We start from the raw sequence: 16,495 nt of genomic DNA, 5'->3' as shown, positions 1-16,495 counted from the left end.
CCCTCAGCTGACCGGCTCGTACGCGGGCAGCGGCCGAAGGGTCGGCAGCAGTTGCTCACACGCTTCGTCGAACGTGATGAAGTCCGACTGCGGCACCTCGACTGTGGCGGAGTCGTCGTCGTGGACGTACACGTGCTCGCCGATCATTCGGCCGCGTTCGTCGTAGGGCCAGATCATCGCGAGCCGCCGCCGGTTCACGTAGAAGCGCTCGGGATCCGCATCGAACCCACCCTCGCCGCGAGCAAAGCTGGCAGCCGCTGCGGCACCGGTGACGTAGGTGTGGAAGATCGCCTCGGACGCAAAGCCCCAGTCGGCGACCGCGATGTTCTCGTCTTCGAGCACCATCACCGTGGTCTCGGTCGCGCTGAGACCCTGGTAGAAGGCCTGAACCTGGTCGAGTCCATCCAACGTCATGCTCATGCCGCCCCCGTTGACGCGGTAGACGGGGTGCTCGACGGTCATCTCCGGCGTGAAGATCTGCTGCCAGTTCCCGGTGACCTCGAGGATGGCGTGGCGCCGGTAGTTCTCCAGGATCTGCCGGTGCAGCGGATTCTCCGTCACCGCGAGCAACTCGTCGGCGGCCCGCGTGAGCATGGTGATCTCGAGTTTCGTCATCAGTACCTTCCCCCTTTAGGAACAGAATCAGATTCTGGTCCTGAATCGGGGGTTTGTCAAGTAGATTCGTCGGCTTGAAGCAATGCGAGTGCGCAACGCCGTGCGGCGAGGAGGTCTGATGTCGGGGGATTCGCTCGCTCCCAAACTCACGGGTCCGGCGGCGGGTGCCCCGCCGATGGCGGTCGACTGGACCGACAAGCAACTCCAGAGACGCTCGCGGATCGTCGAGGCCACACTCGCGCTGCTCGCCCAGCGATCAGAGAACGTCGAGGTGCGCGAAGTGGCTGGCGAGGCCAATGTCGCGCTTGCCACCGTGTACAGCTACTTCGGCTCGAAAGAGGCGTTGTTCGCCGAGGCGTATCTCACCTGGTGCACCAGACACTGGGCGGCGTTCGCCCAAGACGCAGTCGGCGACACCGACGCCGCTCGGCTCGAGAACGTGCTCCACCGGACGATCGACGCGTTCGCCCGCGAGCCCCACATGCTCCGACTCATCAACCTGACGGGACGTTCCGGCGACAGCGCCGTCACCTCGTCCCTACGCGCCAGCATCGACGGCGCAGTCGAATTGTTCGAGACGACGATGCCGGGCCAGGGAGCGCGCGACGCGCACACGATCGCCACGATCGCCTTCGCCACGCTCTACTTCGCCCTCAACCAGTGGGCTGCCGGACTGCTGCGCACCGACGAGGTGCACGACCTCATCTCCGACCTCGTGCGAGTCACTCTGGTGCCGACAGAGCCATCGCCCCACGCCGACGAACAGAGGCAGGTCGGCCGGTAGTCGGTTGTGTGCGGAAGACCGCGTTCGCTGGTGTGCCGGCCGAACGAGGTGGATGAGGTGGGTGCGGCCCGTCCCATGGCGGAGTAGCCACACAGCTTTTGCGCGAGACGCCATCGTCGAACCGATGCGTGCCGATGGCGCAACGTTTGGCCGTGCGCGTCAAACCGCGGCGCAAATCCTTGCGTCAGGGGTCGTCGGGCGAGAACCGCTCGACGGGGACACTCAAGACAGGCGCATTGGCGAGACGTCCGTCGGCGGTCGCCAGAACTGCGTTGCCGTCATGTTCGTTCATCAACTGCTCGGTGGCGGCGACGTACATGGCGTCGTACGGCGTGATGTTGTTTCGCATCTCCCACACACGAACGAGCATCGGCTGTGTCAGCTCGATCCGCTGGAACGGCCAGCTGGCCATGCTTCTGATCGCCCGGTCACAGTGCTCTTCCGTCAGTACCGGGTCGCTGCTGGCTCGGAGCAGCTTGTTCCGCAACGCTGCCGCTACTTCCAGCTTCGTCAGAGTTCGCATCACGTACGCGCGATCATCGCCGACAAGGTCAGTGAGCTTCTCTCGGTAGCGACGACCGATGTCGCCTTGGACGTCGACGAGCGTTCCTGCAAGCAGCGATGCGTCGACAACGACGTGCACGTCAGGCGTCTGGCCGTTCGCGGTCGGAACGCACAGCGGCAACCAGGTCGCGATGATCATCAGCCGTCAAGCTTGGCCCGTCGCCAGATTCGATCTCCGCGAAGAACTCGGCCAGGGACTTCTCCGGGGTGTCAGTGGGGCCGGAAGGCGAGGACATCCGTCAATACTGCCCTATGGGTGTCACAGAGTTCGCGACGAGCGGGGAATCACGCTGCAAGCTGGTGTTCAGTGGATCAGCGATCGCCGAATTCGGACAGCTCGTGCCGTAGGTCCTCAGCCTTCGAAAGAGCGGCGATGCGGCAGGCGTCAGCCCGGTACCGGTCGCCGGAGCGGATCATGCTGGGCTACTAGCGCATCACATCCGACAAAGGAATGGTTAGAAGATCGGCCCCGAGACGCGAAGAAGCCCTGGCAGATCTTGCGACCTACCAGGGCTCCCAAATGGTGGCGGGGGCAGGATTTGAACCTGCGACCTTCGGGTTATGAGCCCGACGAGCTACCGAACTGCTCCACCCCGCGACGAGGTATGGAGAACTGTAGAGCCCCTCGCACGCGAACACAACGCCGCGTCGAACACTGTCGCCGACGTCACCCGGCGATGGCAACGCCGCCCGCAACGAGACGCATCAACTCCACCACACGCGGCCCCCAACGCAGCGCCAGATCGTCGGTCAACGCGACCACCGCACCGTCGCTCACCGCACCGATCGAGTTCCAACCGGCACGGCCGGCGAGCACGTCGATCGTCACGCCGCAGCACTCGGCATCGGCCAACACGATCACGTCGGGGTCGGCGGCGATCACCTCGTCGGGCGACAGTTGCGCGAGGCCCGACGGGTCGGCGTCGGCCACGATCGACGTCAAGCCGAGCTCTCCGTAGATCGAGTCGAGGAACGACCCGGGCGACACCGTCACGAGCGACGGGTCGATCTCGTGGAAGTACGTCCGCTCACCAGCCGACGCCGAACCCGCGGGAATCGAACCGACGATCTCGTCGATCTCGGCCTGCATCGACCCGATCAACCCCTCGGCCAGATCGGGCCGGTCGACCAGCGAAGCGATGCTGCGAATCTGCGCGAACACGTCGTCGAGCGACGTCGCCGGCGGCCCACTGAACGACGCCACACCCGACTCGTTGAGTCGCCCGACGAGATCGGTCGGATCGTCACCGACGATCACCACGTCCGGATCGAGCGCCAACAGCGTCGACAGGTCGGCCGAGTCGGCGTCCAGGTCGTCGACACGAACCGCGGCCGCCTCTGCCGGGAAGTCGGACGTGTTGTTGACCGCCACCACGAACTCGCCGAGCCCGAGCGCGAACAGCGTCTCGGTGTGCGTCGACGACATCGACACGATCCGCCCGATCTCCGAAGCCTCCGGAACCGCAACGGGCGCAGCCGTCGTCGTGGTCACGTCGACCGGCGGCGCATCGGGCCCGTTCGGATCGACGGGCGGCTCGGTGGTCGGCGTCGGAATCGAACCGTCCTCGGTCTCGATGATCACGTCGTCGTCGAGCACCACGGCCGTGCCCGGAACCGGCGGGGCGGTGCCCTCCGGGTTGGCCGGGTCGAACACCGGCTCACCCGTCTCGGCATCGGTCACCACCGGCGCGGAACTCGCCGCCGAGTCGGACGAGTCGTCGCTCCCCGAGCACGATGCGACCGCAAGCGCCGCCGCCACCGGCAGCACCACGAGTCGAGAGAATGCGGAGCCCGCCGAACGAATCATCCGCCCAACGGTACCGACCACCCCCGGGCGGAAACGGCCAATCGACAACTTCAAGACACGCCTTGACGAAGCCCCGACGCCCCCTCATCGCCGCATCAGACCACCGTGGCCCACTCGACAGACCGGCAGCGAACGAGCGCGATTGGGGCGCTCCCATCGCCAGAATCGACCGGAAAACGACCGTCGGTAGACGGGTGACCACAGATGGTGAAAAACCTGACCAAGACGTGTCGGAGACTTGCCCCAACGGCCCCGAAATGGTCAATACGCTGGAATATCGATACAGCAGGCGGTTGCTGTGTCCGATACCTCACCTGTGAAAAGCGGACGGTCATGAAACAGAACACGATGCGCGGACTCCTCCTGGCGACAGCGGTCGCCGCCTCGGTGCTCGTCACCACCCCGGCGAGCTCGACGGTGCTCGCCGCCGACCCGATCCCCGACGAAGGCCTCCCGGCACTGCCTGTCGCCGCGTCGCCGCTCGTGTCGGAGCGCACCGAAGTCCTCGCTGCCGGTGTGACCGGCATGAACTCGCAGAACGACAGCTTCCCCAACACCAACATCCGCGTCGCCGCGTTCGCCGAGATCGGCGACACGATGTACGTCGGCGGCAAGTTCACCCGCGTCGAGATCGCCGCCACCGGCGAACGCTTCGACCAACCGTTCCTCGCCGCGTTCGACCGCACCACCGGCGCCTGGATCGACACGTTCCGCCCGACCGTCAACGGCAACGTCTGGGACCTCAAGGCAACCGACGACGGTCGCCTGATCGTCGCCGGACAGTTCACCAACATCAACGGCGTCGCCAACACCTCCGGCGTGGCCATGCTCGATGCCACCACCGGCGCCGTCGACCCGACGTGGCGCGTCAGCCTCACGCTCACCGGCAGCAACGCCCGCCCGCTCGCCCGCGCCCTCGACATCGAAGGCAACAAGCTCTACATCGGCGGCAACTTCACGCAGATCAAAGGCTCCGACGGCATCACCAAGAACGCCGGGCGCATCGCCCGCGCAACGCTCAGCACCGGCAACATCGACGGCGCCTTCCTGCCCGACATCAACGGCATCGTGTTCGACGTCGACGCCGACGGAGACCGCGTCTACGCCGCCGGCAACTTCTTCTACGTCAACGGCACCTGGTCGATCGGCATGGGCACCATGCACGCCAGCAACGGCCAACTCGTTCCCGACCTCGAGCCGATGGTCCGCACCTACACGGCCAACGTCTACAACTCGTACCAGCAGGCCGTTCTCTCGCTCGGCGACGAAGTGTGGCTCACCGGCGCCCAACACAGCCAGCAGGTGTACCGCGCCTCCGACTTCGGACTGCTGCGCGGCTTCATCAGCTACCCGTGGGGCGACGGCCAGGCACTCACCGAAATGAACGGCATCGTCTATCAAGGCAGCCACGCCAACGGCGACACCTACGAGTACGCCGACACCACCTCGTACCCGAACCTCAACGGCTGGACCTCGCGCAAGCCCGTCCGCTGGATGGGTGCCTGGGACGCCACCATCGGCGGCACCCACGACCACCTCACCTGGTACCCGCAGATCGGCACCGAGCGCGGCGAAGGCGCCTGGGAACTCTTCGCCGACTCGACCGACTGCCTGTGGGCGGGCGGCGACTTCAACCGCGGTAGCTACGACGGCAACACGCCCCGCTACGTCGGCGGCTTCGCCAAGTTCTGCGCTGCCGACTCCACCCCGCCCGCTCCCCCGTCGAACCCGACGGCCGAAGTGGTCAGCAACGGCGTCAACCTCGCCTGGGAGCCGTCGGCCGGCGACGACCGCGGAGGTCAGGTCCGCTACGAACTCCTGAAGAACGACTCGGTCCTCGCGTCGTACATCTCGATCACGACGTTCCGTGACGCCGAGGGCACCAGCGCCGACCGCTACTTCGTCCGGGCCATGGACTACACCGGCAACCGTTCGGCCACCACGCAGGTGTTCACGGCGACCGACGTCGACACGACCCGCCCGAGCACGCCCACCGACCTCGTCGGCGTGATCGAAGACAACGGCGACGTCACCCTCACCTGGACCGCATCGACCGACAACGTCGGCGTCACCGAGTACGTGCTGTTCCGCAACAGCGTCGAGATCGGCCGCACCGCCGACACGAGCTTCGTGGTGCCCGCCCCCGACGCCGGCGACCACTGGTATCAGGTGCGAGCCCTCGACGCCGCCGGCAACGAAGGCTTCAAGAACATCCCGATCAAGGTCACGATCCTCGGCGACGACGTCACCGCACCGACCACACCCACCGACCTGGTCGGCGTGATCGAAGACAACGGCGACGTCACCCTCACCTGGACCGCATCCACCGACGACATCGGCGTCGTCGACTACATCGTGTACCGCAACGGCGTCGTCATCGACACCGTGCTCACGCCGACCGCAGTCGTCCCCACCCCTGCAGCGGGCGACCACTGGTACCAGGTGCGAGCTCGTGACGCCGCGGGCAACGAGAGCTACAAGACGCCGTCGACGAAGATCACCATCGACGCCGGCGACATTACCGCACCGACCACACCGCGCGATCTCGTCGGCGTGATCGAAGACAACGGCGACGTCACCCTCACCTGGACCGCCTCCACCGACAACGTCGGCGTCACCGAATACATCGTGTTCCGCAACGCCGTCGAGATCGGCCGAGCCGCCGACACCACCTTCACGGTGCCGACCCCGGCGGCGGGCAACCACTGGTACCAGGTCCGTGCCGTCGACGCCGCGGGCAACGAGAGCTACAAGACGCCCTCCACCATGATCACGATCAGCGCGGGCGACACCACCGCACCGACCACGCCACGCGACCTCGTCGGCGTGATCGAAGACAACGACGACGTCACCCTCACCTGGACCGCCTCGACCGACAACGTCGGCGTCACCGAATACATCGTGTTCCGCAACGGCGTCGAGATCGGCCGTGCACCGAGCGCCACGTTCGTCGTGCCGACCCCGGCCGACGGCGATCACTGGTATCAGGTGCGAGCGGTCGACGCCGCCGGAAACGAGAGCTACAAGACCCCGTCCACCAAGATCACCATCTTGGGTGTCGATGCCACACCGCCGAACACGCCGCGGGATCTGGTCGGCGTGATCGAAGACAACGGCGACGTCACCCTCACCTGGACCGCCTCGACCGACAACGTCGGCGTCACCGAATACATCGTGTTCCGCAACGCCGTCGAGATCGGCCGTGTACCGAGCACCACGTTCACCGTGCCCACACCGGCGGCTGGTAGCCACTGGTACCAGGTGCGAGCCGTCGACGCGGCCGGCAACGAGAGCTACAAGACCCCGTCGACACAGATCGACATCTGACCCTCACGTTCCACGACGGTTTCCGGGCTGAGCGCCGGGAACCGTGGAACCGTTCCGCCGGCAACGCCCGGTGGTGACAGCGATCGGTCACGACCGATACGTTGCACGGGTGACCAGCACGACCCGAACCACGACCGCCACCGCGGCCGACGGCGACGACCTGCCGCGTGGCCTCGTCGGCGCCGGCATCGCGGTCGCCGCCTGGTCGACCGGCACCATCCTCGCGAAGTATCTCGACATGGATGCGCTGGCGATCGGCGCCTACCGGTTCGGTGTCTTCTTCATCGGCCTCGCGCTGTTCATGCGCACCCGCGGCGTCACGTTCAGCTGGAACATGATCCGCAACTCGATGTGGGGCGGGCTCGCACTCGGCGGCGACATCGTCTTCTTCTTCTCCGCCATCAAGTCGACGAGCGTCGTCAACGCCACCATCATCGGGTCGCTGCAACCCGTCCTCGTCGGGGTGATCGCCGCCCGATTCTTCGGCGAGAAGATCCGCCCGCGCGACGCGCTCTGGTCGATCGTGGCCATGGCCGGTGCGCTCGTGGTCGTCACCGCATCGACCGGCGACGGAGTACGCAGCCTGCGCGGCGACCTGCTCGCACTCGCCGCGATGTTCTCGTGGAGCGCCTACTTCATCGCCTCCAAGGAGTCGAAGAAGAAGATGACCTCGACCGAGTTCACCGCCGGCACGTCGCTGTGGACCGCCGTGATCTGCATCGGCATCGGCCTGCCGATCGGCCAGGACATGTCGTGGCCCAATGCATCGAACTGGGGCTGGCTCGCGCTGATGATCATCGGCTCCGGCATCGTCGGCCACTCGCTGATGAACTGGTCGCTGCAACGCATTCCGCTGTGGGTCGGCTCCACCTTCACGTTGTTCATCCCCGTCGCCTCGACCGCGCTCGCCTGGCTGGTGCTCGACGAGACGATCACCCTGCTCCAGGGCGTGGCGATGGCCTCGGTGATCGGCGCACTCGCCATGATCGTCGTCGGCCAGACCAAGCAACCCACGACCGGTGCAACGACCGCCGCCGTCGTCCTCGACGCGCCCACCGACTCGACGAGCGATGCGTCGACCGGTATCGACGACGGCACGGCTTAGTCTCTGCTCGTGATCGCATTCGACGGAACCGAAGTCATCGGCTACGCCGCGTCCGCGCTCGTCGTGCTGTCGCTCACGATGCGGTCGATCCTGAAGCTCCGCCTCATCTCGCTGTGCGGGTCGGTCACGTTCCTCGTCTACGGCATCCTCATCGAGTCGACGCCGATCATCATCACCAACCTGTGCATCGCCGCGATCAACGTGTGGTTCCTCCGCAAGGAGTTCGTGGTGCGCACCTCCGGCTCGGCCGACCTCGGCGTGTCGCTCATCCGCCACGACTCCCCGTTCCTCCGCGACTTCGTCGAGTACCACATCGACGACATCTGCCACTTCCAACCCGACTTCTCCATGCCCGTCGGCGATGACGTGGTCGCCATGATGCTCACTCGCGAAGGCCTCCCGGCCGGCCTGGTCGTCGGCCACATCGCCGACGACACGCTGCACATCGACCTCGACTACGTGCTGCGCGAGCACCGCGACTCACGCCTCGGCACGTGGCTCTACGGCCAGGGTGCCCAGGTGTTCCGCTCGCTCGGCGTACGACGCCTGCGCGCCGATGCCGTCACCGAAGCCCACGAGAAGTATCTCCATCGCGCCGGCTTCGAGGCCACCGCCGCGGCCCACCCGGGCGAACTCGAACTCGTCCTCTGACGCGACGCCGCCGTGCGCGGCGCACGACCCGGAGCCGGTCAGTCGGTGTGCTGCTCGTCGTGCCCGTCGTGATGTTCGTGACCGAAGTTCGACTCCGAAGCGACGAGGTGATCGCCTGCTCGCACCGCCGGCAGGCACCCCTGCGCTGCGCCGACCGTCCACAGGCCCTGCCGATCACCGGGGCCGAAGTCGTTCTGTCCGTCGAGCAGCGGCGCCATCAGTTCGTTCGGATCGGAGACGTGACCGAGGTTGAGCATGTGCGCGAGTTCGTGCGCCCACACCAGATGCTGGTTGCCCTGCGTCATCTGCTCGGTGTCGACGGCGACCCCACCGGAGGTCATACGGGCTCGGCCGCCGCTGTAGAAGTTCACGCTCGGTCCACCGACTCCGACGTTGCCGACGAGGCGTGACGACAGCGCACGGCTGCTGAACACCAACACCGCATCGGCGTTCTGACCGGCCGGCACGTCGAGTTCGTGGCCACCGTCGGTCTGGCCCACGTACTCGAAGTCGATTCCGCTCGCCTGCTCGATCTTGGCGATCCCCTGGTTCATGTAGAAGATCTGCTCGGGCGTGGCCAGCGCACTGTTGACGAGATAGCGGATCGGACGGCACGGATCCCACCGGATCACCCCATAGCCCGGCTGCTCGATCAGGAGGCTGAACGCCCCGCTCGTCGGCGACGTCGCAGGCGGTTGCGTCGTCGACGGCGCCACGACGGTGTCGGGCGTGGCCCCGGGTGTCGACGTCGGCGGCGGCTCGGTGGGCGGTGCGGTCGCCGGGTCGTCGATCCAGCCCGACAGGTCGACGACGAGATCGGTCTCGGCCGACGTGTAGATGCACGCCGTGCCTCCTCCGCCCAGCTTGACGAGCACCGAGTTGGCACGCACCTCACCGGCGACGAAGTTGAGGCTCGCCGCGTTGGGACGCTCGGTGCCGCACGGGTAGATCGTGACGAAGCCACGCGTCGACGGGCCGATCGCCGTGACGTTGATGAACGCCGCGTCGATCCCGTCGGGGACGAACCACCGGCCGCCGATCTGGAGCTGCGTGGTCGTCCCGCCGAAGCGACGTCCGAGACGCCAGCTCTGCCCGTCGATGGTCGAGTTGCTCCTCGTGAACCGGCTCTCGAGCAGTCGGATCGGCTCGGCCGCCACCGGGTCACGATCGTCGGGCACGTACGCCGTCACGTCGACGACGAGCTCGATCGACGCCTTCGAGTAGACGCACACTCGCCCGGTGTCGTCGAGCGTCGCGAGCGCTCCGTTGCCGACCACCCCGCCAGCCGAGTAGTTGAGGTTGGCGGCGAGCGGCACGTCGTCGTCGCACGAGAACACGGTGACCCACCCGTTGGCTTGCGCGCCGACGGCGGTGACGTTGAGCATCACCGACGCCGCGTCGGCGGGCACGCCACCGCGTCCGGCCACGTCGATCGGCGTCACCGAGTCGACGTCGACCGGACCGCCACCGAGGAACAGGTCGTCGACGGTCGTGCCGGTGTCACGCGAGTCGAAGAGACGGGCGGGCGTGAGCGCCACCGGCGAGCCGTCGTCGGGCACGCTGCCCGTCACGTCGGCGACCAGGTGGGTCGTGGCCGACGAGAAGATGCACACGGAGCCGTCACCCGACAGCCGGGCGAGCGTGGCGTTCGCGGTGACGCTGCCGCCCTCGTAGTTGAGGCTCGCCGCCGTCGGCTGGTCGCCGTCGCACGGGAAGATCGTCAGGTAGCCGCGCCGCTCCGGGCTGATCGCCACGACGTTGAGGAAGGCGGCGCCGGCATCGGCCGGCACCTCGGCCCGTCCGGCCACGCGCACGCTCAGGGTCTCGCCCGCCTCGATGCGTCCTTCCCCCGCCGACTCGCCGTCGATCGTCGACTCGCCCGGCCGTGTGTCGAGCAGGCGCGTCGGTTCGGTCGCCACGATCTCGCCGGTCGCCGAACGGGCGCGAGGCGCATCGGGCGCGAGCGAGAGGACGAGCATCGCCGAAGCGAGGAAGCCCGCCACGGCCACCAGCGCGACGAATCGGCGTGCTCCTCCCTCGGCGATGGCATCGGACGGGTCGTGCGAGGTCACCGAACGAGTATTGCCCATCCACCGACCCCGCCAGACCGCGGCGCCGACGTTGCTCAGTTGAGGACGGGCACCGACTTCATCGCTTCGGCGATCGCATCGTCGGGCAGTTCGTAGTCGACCATGTCGCCGTGGAGGTACTTCTCGTAGCTCGCCAGGTCGAGGTGGCCGTGGCCGCACAGCGCGGTGAGGATGACCTTCTCCTCACCCGACTCCTTGCACGCCAACGCTTCACGAACGGCCGCGGCGATGGCGTGTGTCGGCTCGGGCGCCGGCACGATCCCCTCGGTCTTGGCGAAGTCGATCGCAGCGGCGAAGCACTCGCGCTGCGGGATGGCGATCGCCTCGACGAGACCTTCGTTGTAGACGTGCGAGACGAGCGGCGCCATGCCGTGATAGCGGAGCCCGCCGGCGTGGATCGGTTCGGGCACGAAGCTGTGACCGAGCGTGTGCATCTTCATCAGCGGGGTCATGCCGGCGCTGTCGCCGAAGTCGTAGCGGTACTCGCCCTTCGTGAGCGTCGGGCACGCTGCCGGCTCGACGCAACGGATGATCGGATCCATCTTGCCGGCCAGCTTCTCGCGCAGGAACGGGAACGCGAGCCCACCGAAGTTCGACCCGCCGCCGGTGCAACCCACCAGCACGTCGGGTGTCTCGTCGACCTTGGCGAGTTGCAGCAGTGCTTCTTCGCCGATGATCGTCTGGTGCATCAGCACGTGGTTGAGCACCGAGCCGAGCGCGTACCGAGCGTTGGGATCGGCCACACACATGGCGACCGCTTCGGAGATCGCGATGCCGAGCGAACCGGTGTGGTCGGGGTTCTCGGCGAGCAGCGCTCGACCGAACTCGGTGAGCTCGGACGGCGACGAGTGCAGCGTGGCGCCCCAGATCTCCATCATCGTCTTGCGGTACGGCTTCTGCTTGTACGACGCCGCCACCTGCCAGATCTCACACTCCATGCCGTACTGCGCCGTGGCGAACGCCAGCGCGCTGCCCCACTGCCCGGCACCGGTCTCGGTGGTGAGCTTCGTGATGCCCTCCTGGTGGTTGTAGTACGCCTGGGGCACCGAGGTGTTGGGCTTGTGCGACCCGGCCGGGCTCACACCCTCGTACTTGTAGTAGATGCGCGCCGGGGTGTCGAGCATCTCCTCGAGGCGCTTGGCGCGGAACAGCGGGCTCGGCCGCCACAGCTTGTACACGTCGAGCACGCCGCCCGGAATGTCGACGTACCGCTCGGTGGTGACCTCCTGCTCGATGAGCGCCATCGGGAACAGCGGCGCGAAGTCGTCGGGGCCGGCCGGCTCGTGGGTTCCGGGGTGCAGCGCCGGGGGCGGAGGCGTGGGGAGATCGGCGACGACGTTGTACCACTGCGTCGGCATCTCGGATTCGTCGAGGTGGATCTTCTTGGGAGTGTCGTGGCCAGCCATGTTGCGAAACAGTAGTCAGGTAGATTTCTGCCAGGAACTCATGGGACTCTTTCGAAAGAAGAACAACGACGCCGAACACCTGCGGATGATGCAGGAGCAGTTGGTGACCATGCGCGAGCGCCTCGACCAGGCCGACGCGGCCAAGTCGCAACTCGAAGAGCGAGTCGTGCATCTCGACGCCGAGAACCAGCGCCTCTCCACCCAGGTGGGTGACGTCGAGGTGCAGGTCGTCACCGTGCAGGGTCAGGTGGGTGCGGTCGAGGGCCGCGTCGGCGAGGTCGCCAGCGCCGTCGGGTCGATGGCGTCGAAGGTCGGAACGGTCGAGTCGAACGTCGGCGACGTGGTCAGCAAGGTCGGCAGCGTCGAGGCCCGAGTCGGCGAAGTCGACGGCAAAGTCAGCGCCGTCGAAACCAAAGTCGGCCAAGTCGAAGGACGAGTCGGCGACGTCGACGGCAAAGTCAGCGCCGTCGAAACCAAAGTCGGCCAAGTCGAAGGACGAGTCGGCGACGTCGACGGCAAGATCGGCGCCGTCGAAGGGATCGCCACCGCCGCGTCCGCGTCTGCGGCGAAGCCCGTCGGCGACCCGCGCGTCGACGACGTCGAGCGACGCCTCGCCGAACAGGTCGCCGCGCTCGCGGCAACGGTCGAAGAACAGCGGCTCCACCTCGCCGACCTCGCCCTCGTGGCGAAAGACACGGCTGAGAAGGCCGCAGCGATCGAGTCGGCCGACACCGATCACACACCCCCGCGCGCCGTCGACGACGAGCTCCGCCTCCAGATCGGCCAGATCGCCGAGAAGATGAGCGCCCTCGACGTTCGCGTCACGCAGATCTCCGTCGAGCTCGCCAATCAGCTCACCGAGCTGAGCAGCGACCTCGACGCCGTCAACGAGCGCGGCGGCGACACCGCCGCCATCGAGCAGCGCCTCGACGAGATCACCTCGGGCCAGACACGGCTCGCCAACGAGCAGGCCCGCTACGAGATCCAGTTCCGCAACGATCTCGCCGAGCTCGTCGAACGGCTTCGCCGCCCCGGCACCGCCTGACGCTTCGGCGGAGCGCGGCGCCCCTGTTCACCGGCACGATGCGGTGCCCGATCGGTTCGGGCGCAGCGCGTCAGCCGTCGGTGTCGTCGGACGACGATTCGTCGCCGTCGTCCGTAGCCGGCTCGTCGTCTCCGGCTTCGTCGCCCTCGGATGATTCGTCACCGTCGTCGGTCGACTCGGGTTCGGGTTCGGGAGCGATGCCGAGCAGTTCGATGGCCTGCGCCAGGGTGGCATTCGCCTCGTCGACCTTGTCTTGGTACGCCCCGAGGTCGCCCGACGCCAGTGCCGCGTCGGCCTCGATCAGCAGGTCGTTGACGGCGAGCAACAGCTCGTCGGACGTGCGGTCGACGGGAGTGGCATCGGGATCGTCGGGATCGGTCGGCTCGGCCGCCGGGTCGTCGGGATCGATCTCGGCGATCTCGTCGAGTTCACCGTCGAACCCGGGGAACAGCTCGGTGAGCGCCTCGGTGATCGTCTGGGCCAGCACGGCCTGACCGTCGTGCGACACGATGACCGCACGGAACTCGGTGGTCTGGCTGACCCGGCTCCCGGTCTGGCTCTGCGTGACGTAGTACGGGCGGATGTAGATGAGTCCATCGGCGACGGGCACGACCTGGAGGTCGCCGAACACGACGCCGGTGCCACCGTCGTTGTCTCGCGAGATGCGCAGCGAGATCAGCTCGGTCGACTCGGCGTCGGACGCGACGCGCAGCGGGCCGTCGGGCAACTGGTTCTCGTCGCCCGGCTGCACCACGTAGGTGGTGAGCTGACCGTAGGTGTCGGGGTCGCTCGACGCCGTCATGTACGCCTGGAGCTGGGTACGCGAGTTGTCGGTCGAGAACTCGACGAACGGCCGGAACAGCACGAACTCCTCGTCGAGCGGCTCATCGGGCAAGCTCGTGTCGAAGTACGTGTAGTACGGCGAGAAGCGAGGCGTGTTGGCCTCGACGGCGAACGTGTTGCGCGAGGCCGAACCAGCCGTGGTCGACTCGGTGGCCGTGCCGGTCGTGGTCGCCGCGGTCGGCGTGCCCGGAGGAGCCTGGGCGATCGACCACGCACCCGTGCGGTCGAAGAACAACTCGGGGTCGATCCGGTACTTCGAGTAGCGCTCGGTCTGCACACGGAAGAGATCTTCCGGGTAGCGGAGATGCTCGCGCAGCTCGTCGGGCATCTCGGCGAAGTCGGTGAACAGATCCGGGAAGGCACTGCGCCAGGCCCGCAGGATCGGATCTTCTTCGTCGACCGCGTAGAAGGTGGTGTCGCCGCTGTAGCCGTCGACGACGACCTTCACGCTGTTGCGGATGTAGTTGTCGCTCGAGCTGAGACCCGACGAGCTCGAACGGCTCACGTCGCCGACGCTCTCGGAGTACGGGTACCGGCTCGTGGTGGTGTACGCATCGACCACCCAGTTGACCCGGCCGTTCAACGCGACCGGGTAGGGGTCGGCGTCGTACGACAGGAACGGAGCGAGCTTCTCGAGGCGATCGTTGATGCCGCGCACCCACAGCATCGTGGAGTCGCTCTGGATCGCGCCCGACAGCAGCAGGTTGTAGTCGAGGAAGGCCAGCGAGAACGCCGCCTTGCGCACGAACGACGACATCGGCACGCCGAGCTCGCCTTCGTACTGGTGCGGTTCCTCGCACTCGCGTTCGTTCGACTCGGTGTTGGCGATGGCGTAGCCGGTGAGCGACGGGCTGAAGTAGAGCTCGGGACGTTCGAGTTCGACCGTCTGGTACACGGGCCGCTGGCCGCGTGCGGTGACCGCGTTGGCCGGCGCCATGACCATGCCGCAGCCACGCGTGTTGAGCAGGTGGAGACCCTGCCAGCTTCGGTTGGGGATGCCGGCGAGGTCGAGTTCGAGCGCACCGACGAAGACCTGTTCGTCTTTGCCGTCGAGCGACTGGCGGTCGACGTCGAGGTCGTTGATGGTGAGCTCCGACACGTCGCCACGGTCGAACACGAACCGGTCGAGCATGGCTGTCGGGTTGAGCAGGCGCACGTTGTCGATCGCTTCGAGGTCGGACTCGACCTCGGCAGCGGTCAGGTCGTCGTCGAACTCGATCGGGCGAACGTCGACCTCGGTGAGGTCGTACGCCTCGCGTGTGGCTCGGACGTTGCGTTCGATGTATTCCGACTCACGACTCTCCTGATCGGGGTTGACGATCAGGCCCTGCACGACGGCCGGGTAGATCACACCGCCGACGATCGACACGACCAGCCACAGCGCCGAGGCGATGACCGGGAGCCGGAACGAGCCGGTCTTGGCCACCGAGAAGTACAGCACCGCCGTGAGCCCGGCGATGAGGATGAGCAACATGATCGCGGGTATCTGCGCGTTGACGACCGAATAGGTCGCGCCCTGCACGATGCCGGTCTGCGCGTTGGTGAGCTCGTAGCGGTCGAGCCAGTAGTCGGCCGCTTTGAGCACGGCGAGCAGCGCGAGGAGCACCGCCACGTGGGTCTTGGTGGCCTGGCGGATGACCGGCACCGGCGACACGAACACGACGCCGCCGTTGAGCACGTGCGCTGCGATCGTGAGCAGGAGCACGACGATGACCGCGGCGAACATCCAGTCGAACACGAACGACAGGAACGGCAACTGGAAGACGTAGAAACCGACGTCGTTGCCGAACTGCGCGTCGGCCACTCCGAAGCTCTTCGAGTTGCGGAACAGCAGCCACTGCTGCCATCGGGCGATCGCCGGGATCGCCAACATGATCGCGAACAGCAGCGCGACGAGGTAGCGCAGCAGCCGCAGCCGGCGGCCGAACAGGTCGTGGAATCGCTCGACGTACGGGTGCACCTCGGCCGGGAACGTCTCGGGTGCGACGCGGTCGGCGACGAACAGGTTCAGCCCGGCGAGCACCGCGAAGATCGCGAAGAACCCCAGGAAGAGCGTGACTTTTGCTCCGATCACGCCCCAGAAGATGTCGCCGCGATCGAGCGCGTCGTGCCAGAGGTAATCGACGTAGAAACGCGCGATGGCGCGACCGAAGATCAGTACGAAGAGGAAGAGTCCACCGAGAACGATGAGAACACCACGGCCGCTGACACGGCGGCGTGGCGCATCGACCGGGAGGTCAGAAGAGCGCCGCATCGAC

11 protein-coding genes and 1 tRNA gene are annotated in these 16,495 nt (G+C 66.9%); 5 read left to right on the top strand and 7 right to left on the bottom strand.

From position 1 onward, the window contains the following. Window positions 1–3: 3 nt before the first annotated feature. Window positions 4–615 carry a hypothetical protein gene (locus YM304_RS02650; RefSeq protein ID WP_015440082.1) on the bottom strand — a complete coding sequence of 204 codons (612 nt, stop codon included), beginning with the start codon at window positions 613–615 and terminating at the stop codon, window positions 4–6. Window positions 616–697: 82 nt separating this feature from the next. On the opposite strand from YM304_RS02650, the gene YM304_RS02645 reads away from it, so the two are divergent. Then, window positions 698–1,399, top strand: coding sequence for a TetR/AcrR family transcriptional regulator (locus YM304_RS02645; RefSeq protein WP_015440081.1), 702 nt, complete (start codon window positions 698–700; stop codon window positions 1,397–1,399). Window positions 1,400–1,583: 184 nt separating this feature from the next. Here YM304_RS02645 and YM304_RS02640 read toward each other — a convergent pair whose 3' ends face one another. The 3 genes from YM304_RS02640 to YM304_RS02630 form a co-directional block, all read right to left on the bottom strand. After that, window positions 1,584–2,102, bottom strand: a complete 519-nt coding sequence (locus YM304_RS02640; protein ID WP_015440080.1) for a type II toxin-antitoxin system VapC family toxin — start codon at window positions 2,100–2,102, stop codon at window positions 1,584–1,586. Between the two features lie 382 nt (window positions 2,103–2,484). Beyond that, a tRNA-Met gene (locus YM304_RS02635) sits at window positions 2,485–2,561 on the bottom strand. A gap of 69 nt (window positions 2,562–2,630) precedes the next feature. Next, window positions 2,631–3,770, bottom strand: a complete 1,140-nt coding sequence (locus YM304_RS02630) for an ABC transporter substrate-binding protein (RefSeq protein WP_015440079.1) — start codon at window positions 3,768–3,770, stop codon at window positions 2,631–2,633. A 333-nt stretch (window positions 3,771–4,103) separates the two neighbouring features. On the opposite strand from YM304_RS02630, the gene YM304_RS02625 reads away from it, so the two are divergent. The 3 genes from YM304_RS02625 to YM304_RS02615 all read left to right on the top strand — a co-directional run bounded on the left by YM304_RS02625 (window position 4,104) and on the right by YM304_RS02615 (window position 8,853). Further along, a complete protein-coding gene (locus tag YM304_RS02625; RefSeq protein ID WP_015440078.1) occupies window positions 4,104–7,097 on the top strand; it encodes a fibronectin type III domain-containing protein in 2,994 nt (997 codons plus the stop codon). 109 nt (window positions 7,098–7,206) lie between these two features. Further along, window positions 7,207–8,202 carry a DMT family transporter gene (locus YM304_RS02620; RefSeq protein ID WP_015440077.1) on the top strand — a complete coding sequence of 332 codons (996 nt, stop codon included), beginning with the start codon at window positions 7,207–7,209 and terminating at the stop codon, window positions 8,200–8,202. Window positions 8,203–8,211: 9 nt separating this feature from the next. After that, on the top strand, window positions 8,212–8,853 hold the full coding sequence (locus tag YM304_RS02615) for a GNAT family N-acetyltransferase (RefSeq protein ID WP_015440076.1): 642 nt from the start codon (window positions 8,212–8,214) through the stop codon (window positions 8,851–8,853). A gap of 38 nt (window positions 8,854–8,891) precedes the next feature. On the opposite strand, the gene YM304_RS02610 is transcribed toward YM304_RS02615, so the two are convergent. After that, entirely contained in the window at window positions 8,892–10,925 is a 2,034-nt protein-coding gene (locus YM304_RS02610; protein ID WP_041297933.1) for a M10 family metallopeptidase domain-containing protein, read from the bottom strand. 53 nt (window positions 10,926–10,978) lie between these two features. After that, complete coding sequence (locus YM304_RS02605; RefSeq protein ID WP_015440074.1) at window positions 10,979–12,349, bottom strand: TrpB-like pyridoxal phosphate-dependent enzyme; 1,371 nt, start codon at window positions 12,347–12,349, stop codon at window positions 10,979–10,981. A gap of 40 nt (window positions 12,350–12,389) precedes the next feature. On the opposite strand from YM304_RS02605, the gene YM304_RS02600 reads away from it, so the two are divergent. Continuing rightward, window positions 12,390–13,394, top strand: a complete 1,005-nt coding sequence (locus YM304_RS02600) for a hypothetical protein (protein WP_041297932.1) — start codon at window positions 12,390–12,392, stop codon at window positions 13,392–13,394. A 70-nt stretch (window positions 13,395–13,464) separates the two neighbouring features. Here the strand turns inward: YM304_RS02600 and YM304_RS02595 are convergent, their stop codons facing one another. Further along, window positions 13,465–16,491, bottom strand: a complete 3,027-nt coding sequence (locus tag YM304_RS02595) for a UPF0182 family protein (protein WP_015440072.1) — start codon at window positions 16,489–16,491, stop codon at window positions 13,465–13,467. Between the last annotated feature and the right edge of the window lie 4 nt (window positions 16,492–16,495).

This window comes from Ilumatobacter coccineus YM16-304 (assembly GCF_000348785.1).
In the GTDB taxonomy this organism is placed as follows: Bacteria; Actinomycetota; Acidimicrobiia; order Acidimicrobiales; family Ilumatobacteraceae; genus Ilumatobacter_A; species Ilumatobacter_A coccineus.
This window is presented reverse-complemented; position numbering and strand designations above follow the sequence as displayed.

Excerpts from the sequence above, each read along its gene's own strand:
- YM304_RS02650 (WP_015440082.1), bottom strand. The coding sequence starts at position 615 with ATGACGAAACTCGAGATCACCATGCTCACGCGGGCCGCCGACGAGTTG.
- YM304_RS02645 (WP_015440081.1), top strand. The coding sequence starts at position 698 with ATGCGAGTGCGCAACGCCGTGCGGCGAGGAGGTCTGATGTCGGGGGAT.
- YM304_RS02640 (WP_015440080.1), bottom strand. The coding sequence starts at position 2,102 with ATGATCATCGCGACCTGGTTGCCGCTGTGCGTTCCGACCGCGAACGGC.
- YM304_RS02630 (WP_015440079.1), bottom strand. The coding sequence starts at position 3,770 with ATGATTCGTTCGGCGGGCTCCGCATTCTCTCGACTCGTGGTGCTGCCG.
- YM304_RS02625 (WP_015440078.1), top strand. The coding sequence starts at position 4,104 with ATGAAACAGAACACGATGCGCGGACTCCTCCTGGCGACAGCGGTCGCC.
- YM304_RS02605 (WP_015440074.1), bottom strand. The coding sequence starts at position 12,349 with ATGGCTGGCCACGACACTCCCAAGAAGATCCACCTCGACGAATCCGAG.
- YM304_RS02600 (WP_041297932.1), top strand. The coding sequence starts at position 12,390 with ATGGGACTCTTTCGAAAGAAGAACAACGACGCCGAACACCTGCGGATG.
- YM304_RS02595 (WP_015440072.1), bottom strand. The coding sequence starts at position 16,491 with ATGCGGCGCTCTTCTGACCTCCCGGTCGATGCGCCACGCCGCCGTGTC.